Annotated in this window: 18 protein-coding genes; 6 read left to right on the top strand and 12 right to left on the bottom strand. The window is 41.7% G+C overall.

Translation table 11 applies throughout. From position 1 onward, the window contains the following. Nucleotides 1-175: 175 nt before the first annotated feature. Both HGR01_RS02245 and HGR01_RS02240 read right to left on the bottom strand, forming a co-directional pair. Nucleotides 176-556 (bottom strand): aspartyl protease, encoded by a 381-nt coding sequence (locus HGR01_RS02245; protein ID WP_045871842.1) that lies wholly within the window; start codon nt 554-556, stop codon nt 176-178. Next, a complete protein-coding gene (locus HGR01_RS02240) occupies nt 547-870 on the bottom strand; it encodes a hypothetical protein (protein ID WP_045871841.1) in 324 nt (107 codons plus the stop codon). Before HGR01_RS02240 ends, HGR01_RS02245 begins: the two co-directional genes overlap by 10 nt. A gap of 172 nt (nt 871-1,042) precedes the next feature. On the opposite strand from HGR01_RS02240, the gene HGR01_RS02235 reads away from it, so the two are divergent. Further along, a complete protein-coding gene (locus HGR01_RS02235) occupies nt 1,043-3,130 on the top strand; it encodes a response regulator (protein ID WP_045871840.1) in 2,088 nt (695 codons plus the stop codon). Between the two features lie 457 nt (nt 3,131-3,587). Here the strand turns inward: HGR01_RS02235 and HGR01_RS02230 are convergent, their stop codons facing one another. Continuing rightward, the gene (locus tag HGR01_RS02230; protein ID WP_045870095.1) at nt 3,588-4,946 is read right to left on the bottom strand and encodes an O-antigen ligase family protein; all 1,359 of its coding nucleotides are present in this window, start codon (nt 4,944-4,946) and stop codon (nt 3,588-3,590) included. Then, nucleotides 4,928-5,770, bottom strand: coding sequence for a YaaW family protein (locus tag HGR01_RS02225; RefSeq protein ID WP_045870094.1), 843 nt, complete (start codon nt 5,768-5,770; stop codon nt 4,928-4,930). Before HGR01_RS02225 ends, HGR01_RS02230 begins: the two co-directional genes overlap by 19 nt. A 132-nt stretch (nt 5,771-5,902) precedes the next feature. Here HGR01_RS02225 and HGR01_RS02220 point away from each other — a divergent pair, with 132 nt between their 5' ends. The 3 genes from HGR01_RS02220 to HGR01_RS02210 all read left to right on the top strand — a co-directional run bounded on the left by HGR01_RS02220 (nt 5,903) and on the right by HGR01_RS02210 (nt 8,537). Beyond that, entirely contained in the window at nt 5,903-6,961 is a 1,059-nt protein-coding gene (locus tag HGR01_RS02220; RefSeq protein ID WP_045870093.1) for an NAD(P)/FAD-dependent oxidoreductase, read from the top strand. Between the two features lie 554 nt (nt 6,962-7,515). After that, nucleotides 7,516-7,893, top strand: a complete 378-nt coding sequence (locus HGR01_RS02215) for a hypothetical protein (RefSeq protein WP_045870092.1) — start codon at nt 7,516-7,518, stop codon at nt 7,891-7,893. A gap of 236 nt (nt 7,894-8,129) precedes the next feature. Then, complete coding sequence (locus tag HGR01_RS02210; protein ID WP_194007858.1) at nt 8,130-8,537, top strand: STAS/SEC14 domain-containing protein; 408 nt, start codon at nt 8,130-8,132, stop codon at nt 8,535-8,537. Between the two features lie 270 nt (nt 8,538-8,807). Here HGR01_RS02210 and HGR01_RS02205 read toward each other — a convergent pair whose 3' ends face one another. The 3 genes from HGR01_RS02205 to HGR01_RS02195 form a co-directional block, all read right to left on the bottom strand. Further along, nucleotides 8,808-9,473: a glutathione S-transferase family protein gene (locus HGR01_RS02205; protein WP_045870091.1), complete on the bottom strand. Its 666-nt coding sequence runs from the start codon at nt 9,471-9,473 to the stop codon at nt 8,808-8,810. Nucleotides 9,474-9,617: 144 nt separating this feature from the next. After that, the gene (locus HGR01_RS02200; protein ID WP_045870090.1) at nt 9,618-10,151 is read right to left on the bottom strand and encodes a peroxiredoxin family protein; all 534 of its coding nucleotides are present in this window, start codon (nt 10,149-10,151) and stop codon (nt 9,618-9,620) included. Nucleotides 10,152-10,539: 388 nt separating this feature from the next. Beyond that, the gene (locus HGR01_RS02195; RefSeq protein ID WP_045870089.1) at nt 10,540-11,151 is read right to left on the bottom strand and encodes a peroxiredoxin; all 612 of its coding nucleotides are present in this window, start codon (nt 11,149-11,151) and stop codon (nt 10,540-10,542) included. 138 nt (nt 11,152-11,289) lie between these two features. Here HGR01_RS02195 and HGR01_RS02190 point away from each other — a divergent pair, with 138 nt between their 5' ends. Next, nucleotides 11,290-13,455 (top strand): amylo-alpha-1,6-glucosidase, encoded by a 2,166-nt coding sequence (locus HGR01_RS02190; RefSeq protein ID WP_045870088.1) that lies wholly within the window; start codon nt 11,290-11,292, stop codon nt 13,453-13,455. A gap of 132 nt (nt 13,456-13,587) precedes the next feature. Here HGR01_RS02190 and map read toward each other — a convergent pair whose 3' ends face one another. The 5 genes from map to HGR01_RS02165 form a co-directional block, all read right to left on the bottom strand. Continuing rightward, nucleotides 13,588-14,412 carry a type I methionyl aminopeptidase gene (gene map / locus HGR01_RS02185; RefSeq protein WP_045870087.1) on the bottom strand — a complete coding sequence of 275 codons (825 nt, stop codon included), beginning with the start codon at nt 14,410-14,412 and terminating at the stop codon, nt 13,588-13,590. Nucleotides 14,413-14,820: 408 nt separating this feature from the next. Further along, nucleotides 14,821-15,279: a plastocyanin/azurin family copper-binding protein gene (locus tag HGR01_RS02180; protein WP_045870086.1), complete on the bottom strand. Its 459-nt coding sequence runs from the start codon at nt 15,277-15,279 to the stop codon at nt 14,821-14,823. 123 nt (nt 15,280-15,402) lie between these two features. Continuing rightward, the gene (locus tag HGR01_RS02175; RefSeq protein WP_045870085.1) at nt 15,403-18,246 is read right to left on the bottom strand and encodes a M16 family metallopeptidase; all 2,844 of its coding nucleotides are present in this window, start codon (nt 18,244-18,246) and stop codon (nt 15,403-15,405) included. 142 nt (nt 18,247-18,388) lie between these two features. After that, nucleotides 18,389-18,832 (bottom strand): VOC family protein, encoded by a 444-nt coding sequence (locus HGR01_RS02170; RefSeq protein ID WP_045870145.1) that lies wholly within the window; start codon nt 18,830-18,832, stop codon nt 18,389-18,391. A gap of 103 nt (nt 18,833-18,935) precedes the next feature. Further along, nucleotides 18,936-19,448, bottom strand: a complete 513-nt coding sequence (locus tag HGR01_RS02165; protein WP_045870084.1) for a TIGR02652 family protein — start codon at nt 19,446-19,448, stop codon at nt 18,936-18,938. Between the two features lie 240 nt (nt 19,449-19,688). On the opposite strand from HGR01_RS02165, the gene HGR01_RS02160 reads away from it, so the two are divergent. Further along, nucleotides 19,689-20,216, top strand: coding sequence for a gamma carbonic anhydrase family protein (locus tag HGR01_RS02160; protein WP_096622209.1), 528 nt, complete (start codon nt 19,689-19,691; stop codon nt 20,214-20,216). Nucleotides 20,217-20,326: the final 110 nt, after the last annotated feature.

Here is a 20,326-nt window from a genome sequence, read left to right as displayed (position 1 = left end):
TGGGCATGGGGCATTAGTCATAGGTAATTGGTAATGGGTAATTGGTGTTTGTCATTAATTATTTCTTTCCCTGCTCCCTACCTCTTCCTTTTCCCAGTCCCCAGTCCCCATTACCCCTTATCCCCAAAGGGGGCCCCGAGTTCCCCAGTCCCCAATCCAAAATTATTTGAGTCTTTTATTCGTCCACCATCTCTAAAGTCAATATGTTTCTTGGTTTATTCACGATTAGCTGCATAGTATCCAGCCACAAAGAACCCATAATGGTATCGGGAATCTCATCACCGACATGGACGGGGATTATGGCTTCAATTCCATCAATGATAATTTTGCCTTCATGGATGTCTAACCTTGCGTTCCCGCGTGCTGTGGTCATTTCAACTTGTGCGGCTAGCAATGACCACCCCAAAGCATCCAGGTCTTGAGTATTGATAGCTAACCAGCCATCTGTAAACCCTGTATCAAATAAGGCTTCAATGATAAATTCTTCACCGTTAACACTAACAAGCTGAATTTCAAAAAATAGCTCGCCGTTATCTCCAAATGAACCTACAGCCATAGCCTGCCACAGGTTCCTGTATCGTTAAGTCGAAAGATAGTCAGTTTTACTTGATTAGTATTACCGTAAGTATCACGAATTTTTTGCGTTATCCCTTTTAAAGTTAAGTCAAGGAGGTAATCTTCTGTCTCTGGGTCAATGGCAATATGCCAGTTGTAATTTGTCTCTATCAGTTGCGGACGCAAGCGCTCAAAAATCTCACGGCACTTTGCTGCAAGGGCATCACGTTGTTCTCGCTGATGACGCTTTTGCTCTGGCACGATAGGAGATGGAGGTAAGATGCGGGTGCGTCGTTGCTGGGATATATGTGTCATATTTGGTTCCGCATTTAACTGGCATATATATCTAGTCTAGTTCCCAATCCCTATTCCCTCAGTTCACAAAATTTGTAACCTACGACAGTTGTAAAATACCTCTTCCAAGGTTGAAAGTCTATAAAATAGCGTAGAAATTTGTTTTTAGTCTACCTAGGAGTCTATACCTATAATGCCGTCCGAATTACCAGTAAATATTCTCCTGGTTGATGACCACTCGGAAAACTTGTTGGCCTTAGAAGCAATACTGCAAGGTTTAGGTCAAAATTTGGTCAGGGCGACATCAGGGGCCCAAGCTTTGAGGTGTTTACTCAATCAAGATTTTGCAGTAATTTTGCTCGATGTACAAATGCCAGAAATGGATGGCTTTGAGACGGCTACGCTAATTCGCCAACGAGAGCGATCGCGTCACACACCCATCATCTTTTTAACTGCATTTAGTACCAACGATTCAATGGTATTTAAAGGCTATTCTCTAGGCGCAGTAGACTATTTATTTAAACCCATCGAACCGGAAATCTTAAAATCGAAAGTCGCGGCGTTTGTTGATTTATTTCAGAAAACGGCAAAGATAGAAAGACAAGCTAACCAACTCGCCGCCTTAAACGCCGATTTGAGAAAAAGCGAAGAACAGTTTCGCTCGTTATCGGCTTGCTCACCCGTAGGCATTTTTCTTACAGATATTGACAGTAATTGCACTTATACTAATCCCCGCTACCAAAGTATTTTGGACATTTCTGATGAGGATTGTTTAGGCACAGGTTGGTTGCGATCGCTTCGTCCTGAAGATAGAGACAGGATATTTGCCGATTGGTCGGCGGCGGCTCAACAGGGAAAAGAATACTATAGTGAATTTAGTATTGTTACTGCCACTGGAACTGTGCGCTGGTTAACCTTGCGTTCCTCACCTATGCTTTCTAATGAAGGCACAGTCATCGGTTATGTGGGGACAGTAGAAGATATTAGCGATCGCAAACAAGCTGAGGAAGAACGCGCTAAATTAATTCGCGAACAAGCAGCCCTCAAGGAAGCGGAAGCCACAAACCGCATGAAGGATGAGTTCCTGGCTACTCTGTCTCACGAACTGCGGACACCTCTCAACTCGATTCTCGGTTGGGCTAAACTGCTCCGCAATCGCAAACTCGATGAGAAAGCTACAGCCCGTGCTTTAGAAACTATTGAACGCAATGCACGTTTGCAAGAGCAACTCATTGAAGATATTTTAGATGTCTCCAGAATTATTCGCGGCAAGTTGGTGTTAAATATTTGCCCTGTTAACCTCGTTTCAGTGATTGAAACCGCAGTAGAGACAGTCCGGTTACAAGCTGAAGCTAAAAATATTGCCTTTGAATTTGCGATACCTGCCACAGAGAAAGCAAACATTGCCCCAAATAAAGAAAATAACGGTCATTTCTCTCTAGCAAAGCATCTAGCCTCACCCTTTATGGTTTCTGGCGATCCGGATCGCTTGCAGCAAGTCGTCTGGAATCTACTTAGTAATGCCATCAAGTTCACACCAGAAAACGGACGTGTGGATATTACCCTTTCCACTGACAACAACTACGCTCAAATTCAAGTCAGTGATACCGGAATTGGTATTCAACCAGACTTTCTCAGATATGTTTTTGATCGCTTCCGCCAAGCCGACGGTAGTACCACCCGCAGCCACACAGGACTAGGATTAGGATTAGCGATCGCCCGCCACTTGGTAGAATTACACCACGGAAAGATTTATGCAGATAGCCCTGGTGAAGGACAAGGCGCAACTTTTACTGTAAAATTGCCGCTTTTAGCAGCAAAACAGCCACAAAATCCAGAAAAAACAGCAATTGTAGAATCTGTATCTTCACCGCAATTACCTCTAAATAATGTGCAATTGCTAGTTGTAGATGATGATACTGATACACGCCTTTTTCTGTCAGCCGCACTACAGCAATCCGGAGCTACAGTCAGATCTGTTAGCTCAGTTAACGAAGCAATGTTAGCAATTCAAGAATATCCACCAGAGATATTAATTAGCGATATTGGTATGCCTGAAGAAGATGGCTACACACTCATCCGTAAAGTCAAAATGCTGGAAGCAGAACGAGGCGGGCAAATTCCAGCCATTGCGTTAACAGCCTATGCTAGAGAAGAAGATTCTACAGAAGCCATAGCAGCCGGCTTTCATATGTATGCTTCTAAGCCAATTGAGCCAGCTAAATTAATTAATATGATAATCAAACTATTAAAAGTAAATTTGCACTCTCCACTTAGCTAAACAAAATTTTAGGTGCGTTAATCGAATGCTAACGTACCTAATGGTGTTAAATACAGAAAATATTTATTTTGCAGCTAATATCAAATGCAACTCAATTGATTTGTCTTATCCGAACTGTATTGAGGGACTTCCAACTAATACCAGTTTGAAAAAAATGTGACAGATTGTAGGGGCAAGGCATTGCCCATTGGTGTCAACTTAACGTGAAAACCGCTTGGTTGCAAGGGTTGGCCCTCTCCCCCAACCCCTCTCCCACAGGGAGAAGGGAGCCAGAGATTTAGTTCTCCTTCTCCAGGGGGAGAAGGGGTTAGGGGATGAGGGCGCGAGGTATTTTTACAACGCCCGCCCTATATAGTTTTTAGCTTAAGTTGACACGTATGGGCATTGCTATGCCCTCTAGAATATATTTGGTGTTTTGCAAACATTATTTGAATTGGTATAAGAAATATACAATCGCTTAACCGATTCTCTCATCTTGTTGCGATTGAATTCTACCATCTTGATTGTAGCGATAAACTAATCCACAAACTGCAGATAATATTAACCAAAATAGAGTATTTAGACGGAAATCATAGATAGTAACATCAACCATATTAAAGAGTACCCATCCCAACAAAACTAAGACATAACTAAAAAATATCAATCTGTCTTCTTGAGCTAAAAATTGTGGCTTTTGCAAAACTTTGATAGCTGCAATCACAACCCAGGCGATTAAACCACAAAATAATAGGGTAGCAGGTATTCCAGTTTCCGCAGATAACATCAAAAATAAGTTGTGTGGATGACCTAAACCGAGGTGCGTTTCGGCTTTATAAAGTTTTAAAAAATTGCGTAACCCCCAGCCAGTCCAAGGATGTTGTTGAGTTAAATTCCAAGCAAAATGCCATTGGGTTTTTCGCATTAAAGCCACTGGCCGATTGGGATACATATCATCATTTAAACGCGCCCAAAAGAAAGCTGGAACGAAGTTGCGAAAGAACTGGGCGACTGGAGAAGGTGCAAACGCTGCTAGCATTACAGTAGTGACGATAGCAGCTACACCACCAACTAAAATCCGCCAACCTTGGTATAGTGCATAAGCTAAACACACAAAAATTGCGATCGCCCATCCATTGCGTGAGTTAGTAAAAATTAAGGCAATGAAGTTGAGAATTCCGGCGATAGTGAGAAAGATGAGGGGGTTGAGGGATTGGGGATTGGGGATTGGGGAATTTTGAGTTTTCTTTTTGATTAATTGCCACTGTTCTAGCGCTAAAGCTAACCCCAGAGTGAACATGATTACCAGGTAAGCCGCTAAGGTGTTAGCGTGCATTAAGATAGAAGCCATGCGCCCTGGTGGAGTTCCTCCTGGTGCGATCGTCCACTCTAAAACAATCCACACAAACTTTAAATCTAAATTCCAGCCTAAAAATAACTGCCCAAAGCCCAAAATTGTGATTGGCACGGAAGCAACTACCAAAATCCAAGCTATTTGTCGCAATTGGGCGGTTTTTTGAAACAGCGCACTCAATCCCGCAAAAATAATAAAGTAGGGAATGAAATTAAATAAACCAACGTAAGCTGTGGTTTTGTCATAGGCAAACCCAGCCGTAATGATGAGCAATAAACTTAGCAGTGCAAATCCCCAATTAAGAGGGCGACGGATAATTTTGCTCCATTGGCGTGCCACAGTAATTAAGGATGCCAAAACTATCAATACAGCCCCCAGGAAGGGACTCAATGGGAAGAAAATCAATCCCAATTGAGTTAAATTCCAAGGTAATTGCAAAGCCGGATTGGGATGATAAACAGCTTGCTTCAAGCTAACTCCCAACATTCAGTACGGGTGAGACGAATTTGCGCTAAGGCAAAGATGGTGGGAATGATTCTACCGTAATTAGTAGCGATCGCTCTCCATCCTAAATCTGCAAAAAACCAAGCCCACATAACTGGCCCAATAAACGAGAAGATACTACGTACTGCGCCATAACGAGCCGCATTCACAGTCATACCTCGCTTTGCCATTTGCAAAGCAACATAGTTTTGAAACTGCGCTGTTGCTACTGTTGAACCTTGCACTGCTGCTTCTTTGGCTACTTGATAAGTAGCAAAATGTGTAGCAAATTGGCGAGCAATTTGTTTTAGCACCAATGGTTGAATTACAGAAGTCACGGCTAAAGCACTACCACCTTTAAAAATTAATCCTAAGGGGTCTTTTTGTAATAAAAGTGGTAGGGGTTGTTTCAATTCCGATTTCATCAGCTGACGCTGTACCCGAACAGTTAATTTTTGCTTTTCCTGTTCGGGCAATTTTTTCCATACTTGCCCTAATAGATGCAAAAATACTTCTGCTTCTAAATCAACAGTTGCTAGCTGACTAGAATAAGGAATTTTTAAATACTTACATACTTGAATTAGCGCTTGTCGATAAGTTACCTGGCTGGTGCGTCCCCGTAATACTGTCATCCCATCTGCAGCCAAAAAGCGAAAACGATTTTCTAATGTATCTAACCACGCTTGTCTATCTTGGCTTTGAACTTCAATCGGTTCAGGTGTGTGAACGTAGTCTAAAGGATTGAACTTACGACTAAACAGAATTGCCGTTAAGTCTTGCAATTCATCTTCAGTTGCTAGCTCTAAAGCCGCCCTCAGTTCATCCAACTTCCCTTCCTCCCTTCCGTGCTGCTTTCTGTACCTTATTCTACTACCAGCTTTCAGCAGTCAATTAGTAGTCTTTATAGCTTTGTCATCTGATAATAACCAATGAGGCTTCTCACCAAGGACGATTAATTAATGACTGATGTTGCAGTAATTGGTGCAGGGATGGCAGGTTTAGTCTGCGCCCAGCAGTTAAGAAAAGCCGGATATTCGGTAATAGTTGTCGAAAAATCTCGTGGTTTAGGCGGAAGACTCGCAACACGTCGCTTACAAGGAACTTCAGCAGATCATGGTGCTTGTTACCTCAAACCCAAAGGTGAATTGCTGCAAGGTTTTGTCGATTTATTATGCAATGCTAATGTGTTGCAAATTTGGACAGATACAGTTTACGAATTCAAAAGTGATATTGGCATTATTCCACCCGAAAGCCGTAGTCCTCGTTATGTTGCACCTCAGGGAATGAGCGCTATTGCCAAGTTTATTGCTCCAGGGTTGGATATTGTACTAAATCAGCGTGTAATTGCCCTAAATTATACGGAAAATAGCTGGCGGTTAACTCTGGAATCGAGTAACGAGGAAATTACAGCTAATGCCTTAGTGGTGGCAATTCCTGCACCCCAAGCATTAGCTCTTTTAGCGCCTTTAAGTGGCAGTTTATTAGATGCTACCTTTATTGAGCATCTCAGTTCTGTAGAATTTCAGCCATGTATTAGTGCGATCGCAGGTTATCCTTCTACATCTCAACCCCTTCCTGAATGGAAAGCTTTAACTTTTGTAGACGATCCTGATATTGCATGGATTGGTTTAGACAGTAGCAAGCGTCCCAATCCTCAACAGCCACACTTTGTCGTGCAAAGTAGTGCAGTTTTTGCCCAACAGCATCTAGAATCCGCAGATTTAAATGCAGTTGGAGAGTATATGTTGCAACATACAGCCCAAACCTTAACAATTCCTTGGTTAGCAACTCCTGACTGGATGCAAGTACATCGCTGGCGCTATGCCTTTGTTAGTCGTCCTTGGAAGGAAACGATTTTATCTGCTAACACTCCTCTACCTTTAATCTGTTGTGGCGATTGGTGTGGTGGCAATTTTGTAGAAGGTGCAATGCTGTCTGGAATAACTGCTGCTGTGAAAATTAATCAACAGCTAAGGTCTTTACCTAATGTTAATTTTTTCAACTTTTCTCCCGAATAATTTTATCTATGAATACACTGGTTACTTAAGTATCTTATGTTACTTTTTTAAGCTAATAGAGGCAATTTATGTAATAAATACAAGGAATTTTCTCAATCATCTATTTCAACTATCGCAATAATTCAGCTAGAACTGTAGCAAACATTTATAAGTAATGTAAACACCATCATGCATTTACACGGATTAATCTTTAGCAACAATTAATTCTGTTTCGTTACTAAAATAATTGATCCCCAAGAACTTTTGCTGCGTTTTGTGTAGTTTACAGATACAGACTAAAAAATTTTGGATAATTAACATTAGAGAGATAAAACACGGTACTTATCCATTTTATTGAATGCTGTTTCTACGATTTATACCAGCATTGAGTATAAGTTTTAACTAAAAATAGACAGGATAGAGCTTTGATAATTGTACCGAGATAAAATTTGCTATTCAGGGTTAGAGCATCTCTTAATGTCAATCAGTTCTAGCTGGTTATTTTGTCAATTTTGCCACCTAGAAACTTTATTCCTGACAAGTTATTGACTAGATAAAAAAGGAGATGAATAGTTATGCAAACAGTTGTTAAATTAACACAGCAATCAGTACAAGGCGAGATTGAAAGTGTGTTGGATACCTATCCATACAACCCTTACCAACAAGCTTTTGCTATTCCTGATTTACGCCAAGAATTAATTAAATTTGTCCTTAACCGTATTCCTTGCCTTTACTACTCTAATTTTGAGGGACATATTCCATTTTCTGAAGATGACAAAGAATACTTAATTAAGTCTAAGTTGCCGCGTAGTCCTTTAGAACAACAACTATATGTACAAAATTTGATTCATCAAGGTATTTACACCATTTTTAAAGATAAATCAGATTGGATTAGTCATCACCTTTGCGAAAAAATCCAACCTGGTTTTGAACCATCTCACTGGTTTGGTTAAGATTGATACTAGGTCTTGTTGTTGTTGATTGCAGTAGTGAAATGACCTTAATTTATCTGGCTCATGATCAGGTTAGATGGAAAGTAATTAACTACCAAGCGATCGCTATTATTTGCTCACACTCCAGCTGAGATTTGCATGAAAGGTTGGAGTTGTGCTTTTTCATAGTTTGTTAACACCCTATTTCATAGCTCGCTTGGTAGAATACCTAGAAATTAGGTGGCAAAATACATCAAATGTCAACAGTGAAAGTTGAAATCCAACTATCATTAGCACAATTGCTCAAAGCTGTTGAGCAATTAAACCAGCAAGATTTAGATAACTTTGTATCTCAAGTTCTAGCACTGCAAAGACAACGCCAAATTAAACAGCAGCTAGAATACGAAGCTGAATTATTAGCAGAGATTAGTGAACCCATCCCTTTAGATATTCAAAAATCTCATGAGAGATTAATAGCTAAAAAAGATGCTGCTACGCTGACAAGCTATGAATATGGAGAGTTATTAGGCTTGACTGAACAGATAGAAACACTCCAAGCCGAATATCTCAATAATTTAATAGAATTAGCAAATCTGCGTGGAATTTCGCTCAACGCATTGATAGAGGCTTTAAATATTCAGACACGAATATATACTGAACTTTAGATTAAAAGCACAAAAAGACTCAGAGAAGCTGAGTTGAAAAAAGCAAAAAAATAAGTAATACCAATTGGAAACAAGAATGCGACAGGTTGTAGGGGCACGGCAATGCCGTGACCTCTAAAATATATTGATGTGTCGCAAACAGTATTTGAATTGGTATAAGTCGGTGGAATGAAAGCAAACATATGTTAAGAAACATAAATAGGCTTGAAATCCTGACCGCTTAATTCACATTAAACGTAATTTTGAATTTTAAATTATAAGGTAGCAGTGCTAGCTTGTAGCTTGCTGTGCCTTTCTTGCCTCTAAAACAGCTCGAAAATCTTTGATCATCTCTGGAGTAATTTGAGTAGCTTGCCACGATGGACGTGCTATTAAGCGATCGCTCCAAGCACTTAATTTGGGATAATCAATTAAAGATATGCCCACTTTAGGCAATACATATACTACAGTTCCAGCCACAACCTCTGCTAAGGTCAGGTTGTTACTACCAAAGTAAGGGCGATCGTCTAATAAACTCTCAAAGAACTTAAGTACTACAGAAATTTTTTCCTCTGACTGCCGGATTTTTTCTGGATCTCCTGGGGGTAAGCCTAGAAACTGAGGTAAAAACGTGGTAGTTGGTGGCAAAAGTTCATTGACAGTTACCAGTTGTACCATCCGTGCGATCGCTAAATCTTTTGGATCTTCAGGTAGCATCACCGGATTGGGATATTTTGCTTCTAAATAATCTAGAATCGCCAATGATTCGATTACTTTAAAGTCGCCATCTACTAAAGCTGGAATATGGTGAAAAGGGCTAATTTCTAAAAAATCTGGTTTAAATTGCTCTCCATTGAGTTTGATTTCTACTAGTTCAAACTCTAGCCCTTTTTCTATCAATGTAATCCAAACTCGGCGCGAGTTAGGAGAAAGCGGTGCATGATAAAGTGTCAACATAAGCAAACCTCATGACTTTTGATAAATTAATCAATGCCAATTTTCTACATTAAAGCAATTCGTAATTCGTAATTAAGACAATTAGAGTTTATCTAAACTGTCACCTGGGAATTTTTTGGTAAAGTTTATCAAACTACTAAACAGCTAAAATTTAGCTAATAGTGTTTCTACACTGGCATTATGATCCAAAAAAGAAAATAAATGATAATAACGGAGTTTTCCGTCTTTATCTAATACAAACTGTGCAGGTAAAGGTGCTCCTAGAGCTTGTCCTACTCGATAGCGCCGAAATACTTTACAAGCAGGGTCACTCAATAACGGCATTTTTAAGCCTAAATCTCTGACAACAATTTGACTCTGCCTTTCATCTGTACTCGTAATCATCAAAACTTCTATCCCACGCTTTTGAAATTCTTCGTAGTTTTCATTCAAAGATTTGATGTGAGGATAGCAAAAAGGACAATATTGTTTTTCTGTAAATATTCTGGTAAACGCCAATAAAACTGGTTGTTTGCCTCTGTAATTTGAAAGCTTCAGCAAAGTACCATTTGTAATATCTGGCAGTTGAAAATCTGGCGTTCCCACATCTAATCGTAGTTCATAGATAGCAGGAATTGGCAGAAAATTGTGGAAGAAGCGCTCATTGAATAAGCCGCTAAAATCTGTTGAAGTTAGCATATTTTATCTTTGATAATTTAAAGTCCAGAGTCCAGAGTCAAAAGTCAAGGGTCAAAGGTCAAAAGGGATGAGAGAGTTAAATATAAAAATAGTCCATGCCCTATGCCCAATCCCCCATGCCCAATACTCTAATTCCATCCTAAAACATGAAAAAACCACAGATTGGCACTGAAGTTGACACGGATTAATGTTTATCTGTGTTCATCTGTGGTTATCTGTGGTAATAATTGATACTGCTCTTAAATCCAGTATACTGCTTTGCAGTTTTCTGGCAAGAGAAATCTAGTCAGATGGCAAGCCTAATTTGCTGGGTTTAGGTGAGTAAAAGGGGGTGAAAATTTTTTCCTTTTTTCCCCTTACCCTTTCCCCCGGCTTCCTTGGCAAACTACTAGACAGCAGAGAAGTAAACTTTAGATTTCACGGGGTCGGGATTCATAGTCTTGTCACCAGGTTGCCAACCAGCAGGGCAAACTTCATCGGGGTGAGATTGGACATACTGAATCGCTTGCAATGTCCGTAAGGTTTCATCAACGCTACGACCAAAAGCTAGGTTGTTAATGGTAGCGTGCTGGATCACACCATCTTTATCAATGATGAATAAACCGCGTAAAGCAATACCTGCTGCTGGGTCGAGTACGTTATAAGCAGCGCTTACCTCTTTTTTGATGTCAGCAACTAAAGGATAATTTAAGTCGCCTACACCACCAGATTTGCGGTCAGTCTGAATCCAAGCCAAGTGAGAGAATTCGCTATCAACGGAAACACCCAAAATTTCGGTGTTAAGTTTCTTGAATTCTTCGTAGCGATCGCTAAATGCTGTGATTTCAGTGGGGCAAACAAAGGTAAAGTCTAAGGGATAAAAGAATAAAACTACATACTTACCGCGATAGTCGGAAAGCTTGATTGTCTTAAATTCTTGATCCACTACAGCTGTTGCTGTAAAGTCTGGAGCCTGTTGACCAACGCGAAGCCATCCTTCTGTTCCGTAAGTGAGGGACATGAACCTAATTCTCCTTCAACTTATATTTATTTACTAGCGTTGGAATTCGGGTCAGGTAAAACTCACCCATCCACGCTCTCACAGTTTAATTACGATCTGTTACGACTATATCATAGTCATAACGATTTTGAGTAGCAAATGGCTAATTTAGATACAAGAGAATGGTTACTGACTAATGGTTTGGGTAGTTTTGCTAGTGGAACGGTTTCGGATATCCGTACACGTACCTATCATGGTTGGTTTTTTGCCGCGACAAATCCCCCTTCCGGTCGTACCCTGCTACTTTCGCACCTCGAAGCTAGTTTGGAAGTCGAAGGGAAAGTTGTACCCTTAGGGACAAATTACTGGGACAGTGGACGAATTGAACCAACAGGCTACCAACTGCTGCGTGCCTTTGAGCTTAACCCAGTACCAAAATGGGTTTGGGGCCAAGATAATTGGCAACTCAGTAGACAGTTAATCATGCCCTATGGGTTAGAGGCAAGAGCAGGGGAGCAGGGTAGAGACGCGATTAAAGACGCGATGAATCGCGTCTCTACAAGCATGGGGGAAAATTCTCTTCAATCCGCCTCATCCCCCACCTTATGCCATCGTCTGTTAATCCAGTATCGCTATGAAGGCCGGGAAGAAGGTCTTTTAAGGCTACGCTTGCTGATAGGCGATCGCGACTTTCATTATCAGCAAACTGCTTCTCCAGAATTACACTTCTCACAAATCTTGTTACCCCAACAAGTTTGCTTGCAAGCAATCGTGGCTGGAAAATTTGGTACACCTTGGCATTTGCGTTGGACACAAGGAGAGTATCAAGCTGACGCGGTGTGGTACTGGAATTACCGCCTGTTAGAAGAAACCAAACGCGGATTAGGCGATCGCGAAGACCTTTATAGCCCTGGTTACTTAACAGTGACTCTCCAACCCGGAGATTGTGTCACCTTAGAAGTAAGATTAGGCTTCCCCGATTTAAAATTAGCCCCTCTCACTGACGAGACTTTTATAGAAGCGATTGAGGCAGAACAAGAAAGACTTTCCCAGATTTTCGGCTGGGATGAGGGAGATGAGGGAGATGAGGACGTATCAATTACCCATCACCCATTACCAATTACCAATTACCAATGCCCAATGCCCCATGCCCCATGCCCCATTCTGCAACAACTATTAAAAGCCAGCGATCAATTTATTGTCTATCGCGCTTCCATAGCTGGCCCTACGGTGATTGCAGGTTATCACTGGTTCAATGACTGGGGGCGGGATACTTTGCTGGCTTTACCAGGGTTGGCACTAGTTCCCAAACGCTTTGAACTAGCGAAGGGACTATTACGGACTTTTGGTTATTATTGTCACCAAGGTTTAATTCCTAATGCCTTTCCCGATGTTGGTGGTGAGCCTTTTTACAACAGTATTGATGCGGCACTGTTGTGGATTGAAACTCTAGGTTTATATTTAGAAGCTACTGAAGATTGGGAGTTTTTGGCAGAACAATTTCCTGTAGTGCAGCAAATTCACAAAGCATTTGTCGGTGGCACTCGCTACAATATCCATGTTGATGCTACTGATGGGCTAGTGGGTTGGGAAGCCTGTGGTGTCGCCTTGACTTGGATGGATGCGGTAGTAGGCGGCGAACCTGTGACTCCCCGGCTAGGTAAACCTGTGGAAATTAATGCTCTGTGGTACTCTGCTTTATGTTGGTTGAGTAAGTGGGCAGAACGCTTGAGCCAAATCCCCAATGGCAATTCTTCCGAACGTTTAGCAAAGCAAGCGCAACGTTACGCCCAGCAAGCGCAACAAGTAAAAAATTCTCTGCAAAAGTTTTGGAATCCCAAACTCAGCTATTTATACGACACTATAGAACTAGACGATGGCCGTAATTCTCAAATTAGACCAAACGCCGTTTTAGCGCTGTCTTTACATCATTGTGGGTTTTCACAACAACAAGGGCGTGAGGTATTGGCGCTAGCAGCTTCCAGTTTACTCACTCCCTATGGATTGCGGAGTCTCGCTCCTAGCGATCCGCAATATATTGGCAAATATCAAGGAACTCCAGAACAACGCGATCGCGCTTACCATCAAGGTACTGTTTGGAGTTGGCTCATTGGCCCGTTTATCCGTTCTTGGCAACGTTTTTACCCAGAAACCGCACCGCCTTTTGATTGGCAACCCCTATTGAAACACTTCTCCTCTGATGCTTGTCTAGGCTCCATTTCCGAAATTTTTGATGGCGATGAACCCCACATACCCAAAGGGGCGATCGCACAAGCTTGGTCAGTTGCAGAAGTGATTCGCTATTTGCCTAAGTCGCAGGGTTGAGGTTGGGGATTGGGGACTGGGGAACTCGGGGCCCCCTCTGGGGATAAGGGGTAATGGGGACTGGGGATTGGGGACTGGGGAAAGGAAAATTGCAAACACCAATTACCCATTACCAATTACCAAACCCCTAACTTAAACATTTGTGCGATCGGTCAAAATTTCATAGCCTGTTTCTGTGACTAATACTGTATGCTCAAACTGAGCTGATAGGGCGTTATCTACAGTTACGGCTGTCCAGCGATCGGCTAAAGTACGTGTATGTTTAGAACCTGCATTTAAAATTGGTTCAATTGCCAATGTCATACCAGCGCGTAGTTTGACATTTGGCATTTCGCGGGTGCGGTAGTTGAACACTGATGGTTCTTCATGTAGGTTACGTCCTACACCGTGCCCAGTGAATTCTTCAACTACAGTAAAGCCGTTCATTTTGACATGATCTTCAATTGCACCAGCAATATCCATCAAGTAAACACCAGCTTTAACTTGTTCAATACCTTTATAAAGAGCTTCCTCAGCTACGCAAATCAATTTAGCTGCTTCTGGAGTAACTTCACCAACGGCAATTGTAATGCAAGAGTCGCCATGAAAACCTTGGTAATAAGCACCCGTATCTACCTTTAAGACATCGCCTGTACGGATAACTTTCTTAGCACTAGGAATTCCATGTACAACTTCATTGTTGATACTCGAGCAAATAGAAGCAGGGAACCCGTGATATCCTTTAAAGCTTGGTGTAGCACCCATTTCACGAATGCGTTTTTCCGCATGAGCATCTAAATCAGCCGTAGTCATTCCTGGCTCTACTAGCTCAGAAATTTCTTTAAGTACAGTTGCCACTATTTTTGCTGATTGCCGCATAATATCTATTTCACGCGGCGATTTAATTTCAATACCTCGGCGTTGTTTGGGAGGATTCGGCTGTACTGTTTGCGAAAGTAAGTTACTGAAAATGTTCATGTGGGATTAAATAATGTTTGATGCTCTGTAGCTGGAGGTGAATTTTGTTCTAGCTTAATTGAGAAATAATATCTATATTTAAATTAACTTATTTTTTTCTTGAGAATTTGCTACCTAGAAAAAGTGAGCTTGCTACTAGGGACTCAGGGAAAGAAATAAGCTATTCTGCTTTTAGGTTTCACAATCCATCGTGAGGGCTGTTGACAGTTGACCGTTAACAGTTAACAGTCAACAGCCCTTATTAGTAGTTATGCAATTGAGACGCGCATTAGCTTATGATCATCCCTTAGTTATGGATGCGATCGCTCGTGGTGAGGCAAATGCCAATACCTAGCTCCCCGACTTTTTCAAAAAGTCGGGGAGCTAAATCACACTAAAGTCACTCAAATTCCATTAGCTGAAAAAGTATCAATTGCTAACAGTAATCACACCAGTCATTCCCGCTTCTGCGTGCCCTGGAACAGTGCATCGGAGGCTATATTTCCCTGGCTTAAGAGGCACAAATACCCATTCTGCTATTGCACTAGGTTTGAGTTCTACTTCGTGGATAGCGCCTTTTATTTCTACTTTGCCTGCTTCAACTTTTTGCGTCCAGATGCCATCGGCAAAGTCTTTGGCAGTAAAGTAGTGCTTTAGCTGGCTAGGATTTGTCAGCCGGAGATTGTAGCGTTTCCCGGCTGTAAATTCTAAGGTATTTGGTTCAAATTTTAGTTCGTTAGCTGCATTTCCTAAACTCACAGGAGTTTCCATAGCAGCTTGTTTAAGGACATCGCCAGAGACATTTGCTGCCAAGACTGGAGTTGTATTTACAACAGCAAAGCTTAGTATTAATACTAATATGAAGTAAATGCGCTTGATTACTTGCATCTCAGGCAAATTGTTGATATTAATTCTGCATCTTAATCACAATCTACTGAAAATTTTGAATAATTTTTGTAACTTGCTCAAAGTTGCCTTTACCCTTTCCCCTTTTCCCCATTGACCCATTCCTTACTGAATAGTATGATCTGCCAACACAGCAGGCCCAGCTGTTACCACGACAATTTTATCGGGGTGGAGTAATTCACGAGCAGCTTGATTAACTTGAGATAGGGTAACTTGCTGAATTTTATTACTAAAAGAGCGCAGTTCCACTTCATCGAGTCCATAGACTTGATTCATGAGAATTTTTTTTGCTAATTCCTCTGGGTTTGCCAGTGAAACATTGTAGTTGCTGATGAGAGTCTGCTTTGCGGCTTCCACTTCGGATGCGCTGACACCATGCTGATGGATTTGCTTTAGTTGCTCGTGAGTACTAGCGATCGCTTTACTAGTATCTTCTGGGCTGGTTTGCATTTCAATCCAAAATGTTCCAGCATTCTTGCCTACTTTGAAATAGCTATAAATCCCATAGGTTAAACCTTGGCGATCGCGTACTTCTGCTCCCAGCCTACTAGATAAGGTGTCGCCTCCCAAAATCTGATTCAATACTGAGGCTGCATAGAAGCGGGGATCTTGACGGTTAATGCCTGTGTAACCCATATAAGTGATAGCCTGAGCCTTACCAGGGAGGAATGAGTTGACACGCACTATTTTTTCTGGCATTGGTACTGGCGGATATGTTAATTTTGGTGGTTCACCGCTAACTTTCCAACCACCAAACTCAGCTTCAATGAGCGATCGCACTTTTATCGGATCAAAATCTCCTACCAGTGCTAACACCGTAGTATCGGGACGATAATATTTTGCCTTAAATGCAATCACATCCTGACGCTTAATCCTCTGTAGGCTTTTTTCTGTAGGGTAAGTATGCAATGGATGGTTTTTAGGATAAATAGACTGAACAAAAGTTCTAATTGCTACTTCGTCAGGGTCATCTAAATCTAGTTTGAGATTCGTCAAAGCTTGCTGGCGGTCTAATTCTAGCTCTGTTGCAGGAAATGTACTATTTTTCACAACATCTGCTAAAGTTTTCACAAGTATAGGCAAGTCGCTAGCTAAACTTTCGCCTCCAATTCGCACACCTTCGCGATAAGCTTCAAAATCTAGACCTGCACCTCGTTCTTCTAAAGCTTTGGCAATTGCTAAAAAGTCCTGGGTTTTCGTACCATTCATCAAATTATCTGCTACCAGTGATGCTAATCCAGCTTTATCTTTTGGATCAAATTCCATCCCTGCATTAATGTAGCCACTGAGGGTAATTGTGGGGGTACTTTTATCAGGTAGTAATAATAACTGCAAACCATTAGCCAAGGTAAATTGTTGCGGTAGTTCGCGAGTGATAAGAGATGTGGCTTCATCCACAGGTGGTAAGTACTTGATTACCTCTTGTGGTGCTACAGGAGAACCAGGGGAAAATTTTTCTGTAGTTTGCGCGTACTGAATTTTAGTAGTCAGTGCTTTTGTCTGCTTTTGACTGGGTTCAAACCAGCCAACTGTACGTAATTCTGGTTTGAGATATTTATTCACTACAGCGATAACATCAGCTGGTTTGACTTTGCGGACACCAGCCAAGTACCTTTCTGTATAGCGATAATCACTCGTAGTTGTCTCATCATTACCTAATTGGATTGCTAGGTTTGTGAGATCGCGGTTGCTTAAAATTACAGATGCTTCAACTTGGTTTTTAGCGCGATTGACTTCCTCTGCTGTCACTCCAGTTTTTACTAGATTTGCGATCGTTTTATTTAAAACTGAGTCAATTTTTGCCAAATTTTGCTTAGGAGCAGCAGTGACTAACAATTCATACCAGCCAGACTCCCGTAAGCTAGAAACATAAGCAGTAATATCGTTAGCTAGGCCTGATTCTACCAATGCTTGATAAAGGTGAGAATTCCGTCCTTCAGTCAAAATATAATCCATCACTTCCAGCGCTGGTACATCTGGGTGATTCACATCGGGTAGCTGATAAACCACTTGCAAGAGTTTTCCTGCACCCGGTTCTCGCAGCACAATGGGACTGTTGACTGTTGACTGTTGACTGTTGACTGTTAACTCTTGTACAGGCGCGATTAATCGCGTCTCTGTGACTCTTGACTCTTGACTCTTGGGTAATTTACCAAATATTTCTTTTACTGTTTCTAGAGTTGACTCAGTTTGAAAATCTCCCACAATCACCAAAATGGCATTTTCGGGGGTGTAAAATTCGCGGTAATACTGCTGTACCTGCTCGACTGTAAATTTTTCTACATCAGCTTTTGTACCGCCTACAGGTAAACCATATGCATGATTGGGAAAGGCTGCTCCCATGACGGCGCGATTGAGACGGTATTCAGGACTATTTTCATAGCCTTGTAACTCAGAAATGACTACGCGCTTTTCACTTGCTAGTTGTTCGGTATCAATGACAGCATTTTGCATCCGATCCGCTTCTAGAAATAAGAGCGATTTCAGCTTATTTCGTTCTGCAGTGCCGTAATACGCTGTTTGATCGTAGCTAGTAAAGGCGTTGGAGTCGCTACCTAAAGCACTAAACAATCGCCCAAATTGAATAGGACGATTTTTAGTACCTTTAAACATCATGTGTTCTAATTGGTGAGCAATGCCATTGACACCTGGTTCTTCATTGCGCGAACCCACCTTGTACCAAACCTGCACAGTCACTACGGGTGCTGTATGTACTTCTTTTGTCAGCACCGTCAAGCCATTTTCTAGCAAAGTTTTGCGGACGTTGTCTGTCACTTTTATAGGTGTGGGTTCTTGTTCATTTACCATTGATTGATAATGTGGCTGTTGTGACGCAAGCACGTGTTGACTTTCAGCAGGTTTACCACTAAATGACAATACTGCAATCATCGCAAAGCACAACAGTAATAAAGGAAGACGATATCTATACAAGGTGGAAAACACAGACATTGATTTTGTAGATACCCTGTAAACTGAGCTACATTTTTGGCATTGATGACTATAGTCTAATCTTTGCGTTCCATTGGACACCTACGCAAAACTACAGAGATGTGATATTTTATCAGCAAAAATAATCGATATAAAAGCGAAATTAGTTGAGTTTTGCTAAAATCCGAATGAATTCCAGGGGTAGTCCGTCATAATCCGCAATAAAAGCGACCTCATAAATGCGATCGCCTATCTGCTGCTGTGTCGGTTCTAAAAGTATTTTGAGAGGTTGAAATTGTTCTGGCTGGCTTTGAGCCGCTATTTTTAATTGTTCTTGTAAATTATTCAGCCAACTAGGTAAGTCGGCAGTAATTTCTGTTAAATCAAATGAAAGATGATAGTAGCCCACATAATGCTCATCTCCAAAAGCATCTGGGGCTGGTTTTGGTTCGGGAATTTGGATGAGTTCAATTCTGCCACCTAATCCTTCCATCCAACAAGCTAGGGTATAGCCTGTAGTGAAGCGTTCACAAACTGTAAACCCCAGTTGTTCATAAAAGGCGATCGCTCGATGAATATTCGCAGTCCGAATAGAAGCGTGATGCATAATTATGTCATTAGTCATTTGTCCGTTGTCATTAGTCATTTGTCCTTGGGCATTTGCTTTTCAGCAATGACTAAATAACTAATGACTAATGACTAATGACAATTTACTCAAATAATCGGAAATAAGGGTAGCGCACAGGGACACCAGGCTCTTTTTCCAAATCAAAATTAATGACTTCCCAGCAAGGATCTTCTGTTGCTTCGGGGCTAAAGTCCACAGGTAAACCGTACAGCCGTGCTGAGGAATTTTCTGGCTGTCCAGAACGCCAAGGAGTGCTGCGTTCTAAATAACCACTCATTAATTCCTGATAACGACGAGCGATAATCACTCGCGTGGCTCGGAAACCTTGGGTATAGAGTTTGTCTAGTGCTTCGTGAATTTCAAACCGAATACCATCGGGATGGGTATGTTGCCTATACCATTCACTATTCCACTTACGCCAATGTCGCCCCGACTGTAAATGAATTAATTCTCCCGTTTTGGGATTAGCCTCGAACGCCCCATGACGCGGACACAAATAAGTATCTGTCAGTGTCAGCGCCGGAATTGTTTGACGACAGTGGGGACACTGTATTTCAGGGCCAAATATTGGGTACTGCAAGCCTGGATTCATCATGAAGTGCGTAGAAACATAATTTAGTCTTCACCAGCGCCAGTGGGTTGGATATTACACTTCGGCTCCACCACTTTGGTTTACCCGCTCACTGCTAAAAAGTCACTGACTGATGCAGGAACAGCATTCACTAGTGTCTTAATTCAGCATAGAAGCTTGACCCTGTGATATTCTGGTTTTTGCAACCAGCCCGAAATGTTGGAGTTGTTCCAGTGTTCCTGGGTACCATATCCATATTCTATCGTGTCTATCGCTTCTTACTGGCCATCTCCTGATTTTTCTCAAGCTGCCTTTGTTGCAGCCAATGCGAGCGTGATCGGTTCCGTAAACATAAGGGCAGGTGTGAGCATTTGGTATGGGGCAGTAGTCAGAGGCGATGTAGAACGCATCGATATTGGCGAATGCACGAATATACAAGATGGAGCTATTCTACATGGCGATCCTGGTTTTCCTACCATATTAGAAGATCATGTGACCGTAGGACATCGTGCTGTGATACATTCTGCTTACATTGAGCGCGGCAGTTTAATTGGGATCGGTGCGATCGTGCTGAATGGGGTACGCGTTGGTGCTGGTAGTATTATTGGTGCTGGCTCAGTAGTCACCAAGGATGTACCACCATTGTCATTAGTAGTTGGCGTTCCCGGAAAAGTCTTGCGCCAATTATCAGACACTGAAACTGCAGAACTATTAGAACACGCCGAACGCTACCAAAAGTTAGCTTTAGTTCATGCTGGGAAGGGAACTGATCTCGGGTTTAGTCAGAAGTAATGGGACTGGGGACTGGGGACTGGGGACTGGGAATGTCTGTCCCTTTTTACTGACAAGCACCAAACATCGAACCCCAAACCCCAAAATTGTAAACATTCTTTACACATGGG

The organism is Tolypothrix sp. PCC 7712 (assembly GCF_025860405.1).
In the GTDB taxonomy this organism is placed as follows: Bacteria; Cyanobacteriota; Cyanobacteriia; order Cyanobacteriales; family Nostocaceae; genus Aulosira; species Aulosira diplosiphon.
Note: the sequence above shows the minus strand (reverse complement) of the source record. Positions and strands in the feature narration are given on the sequence as shown.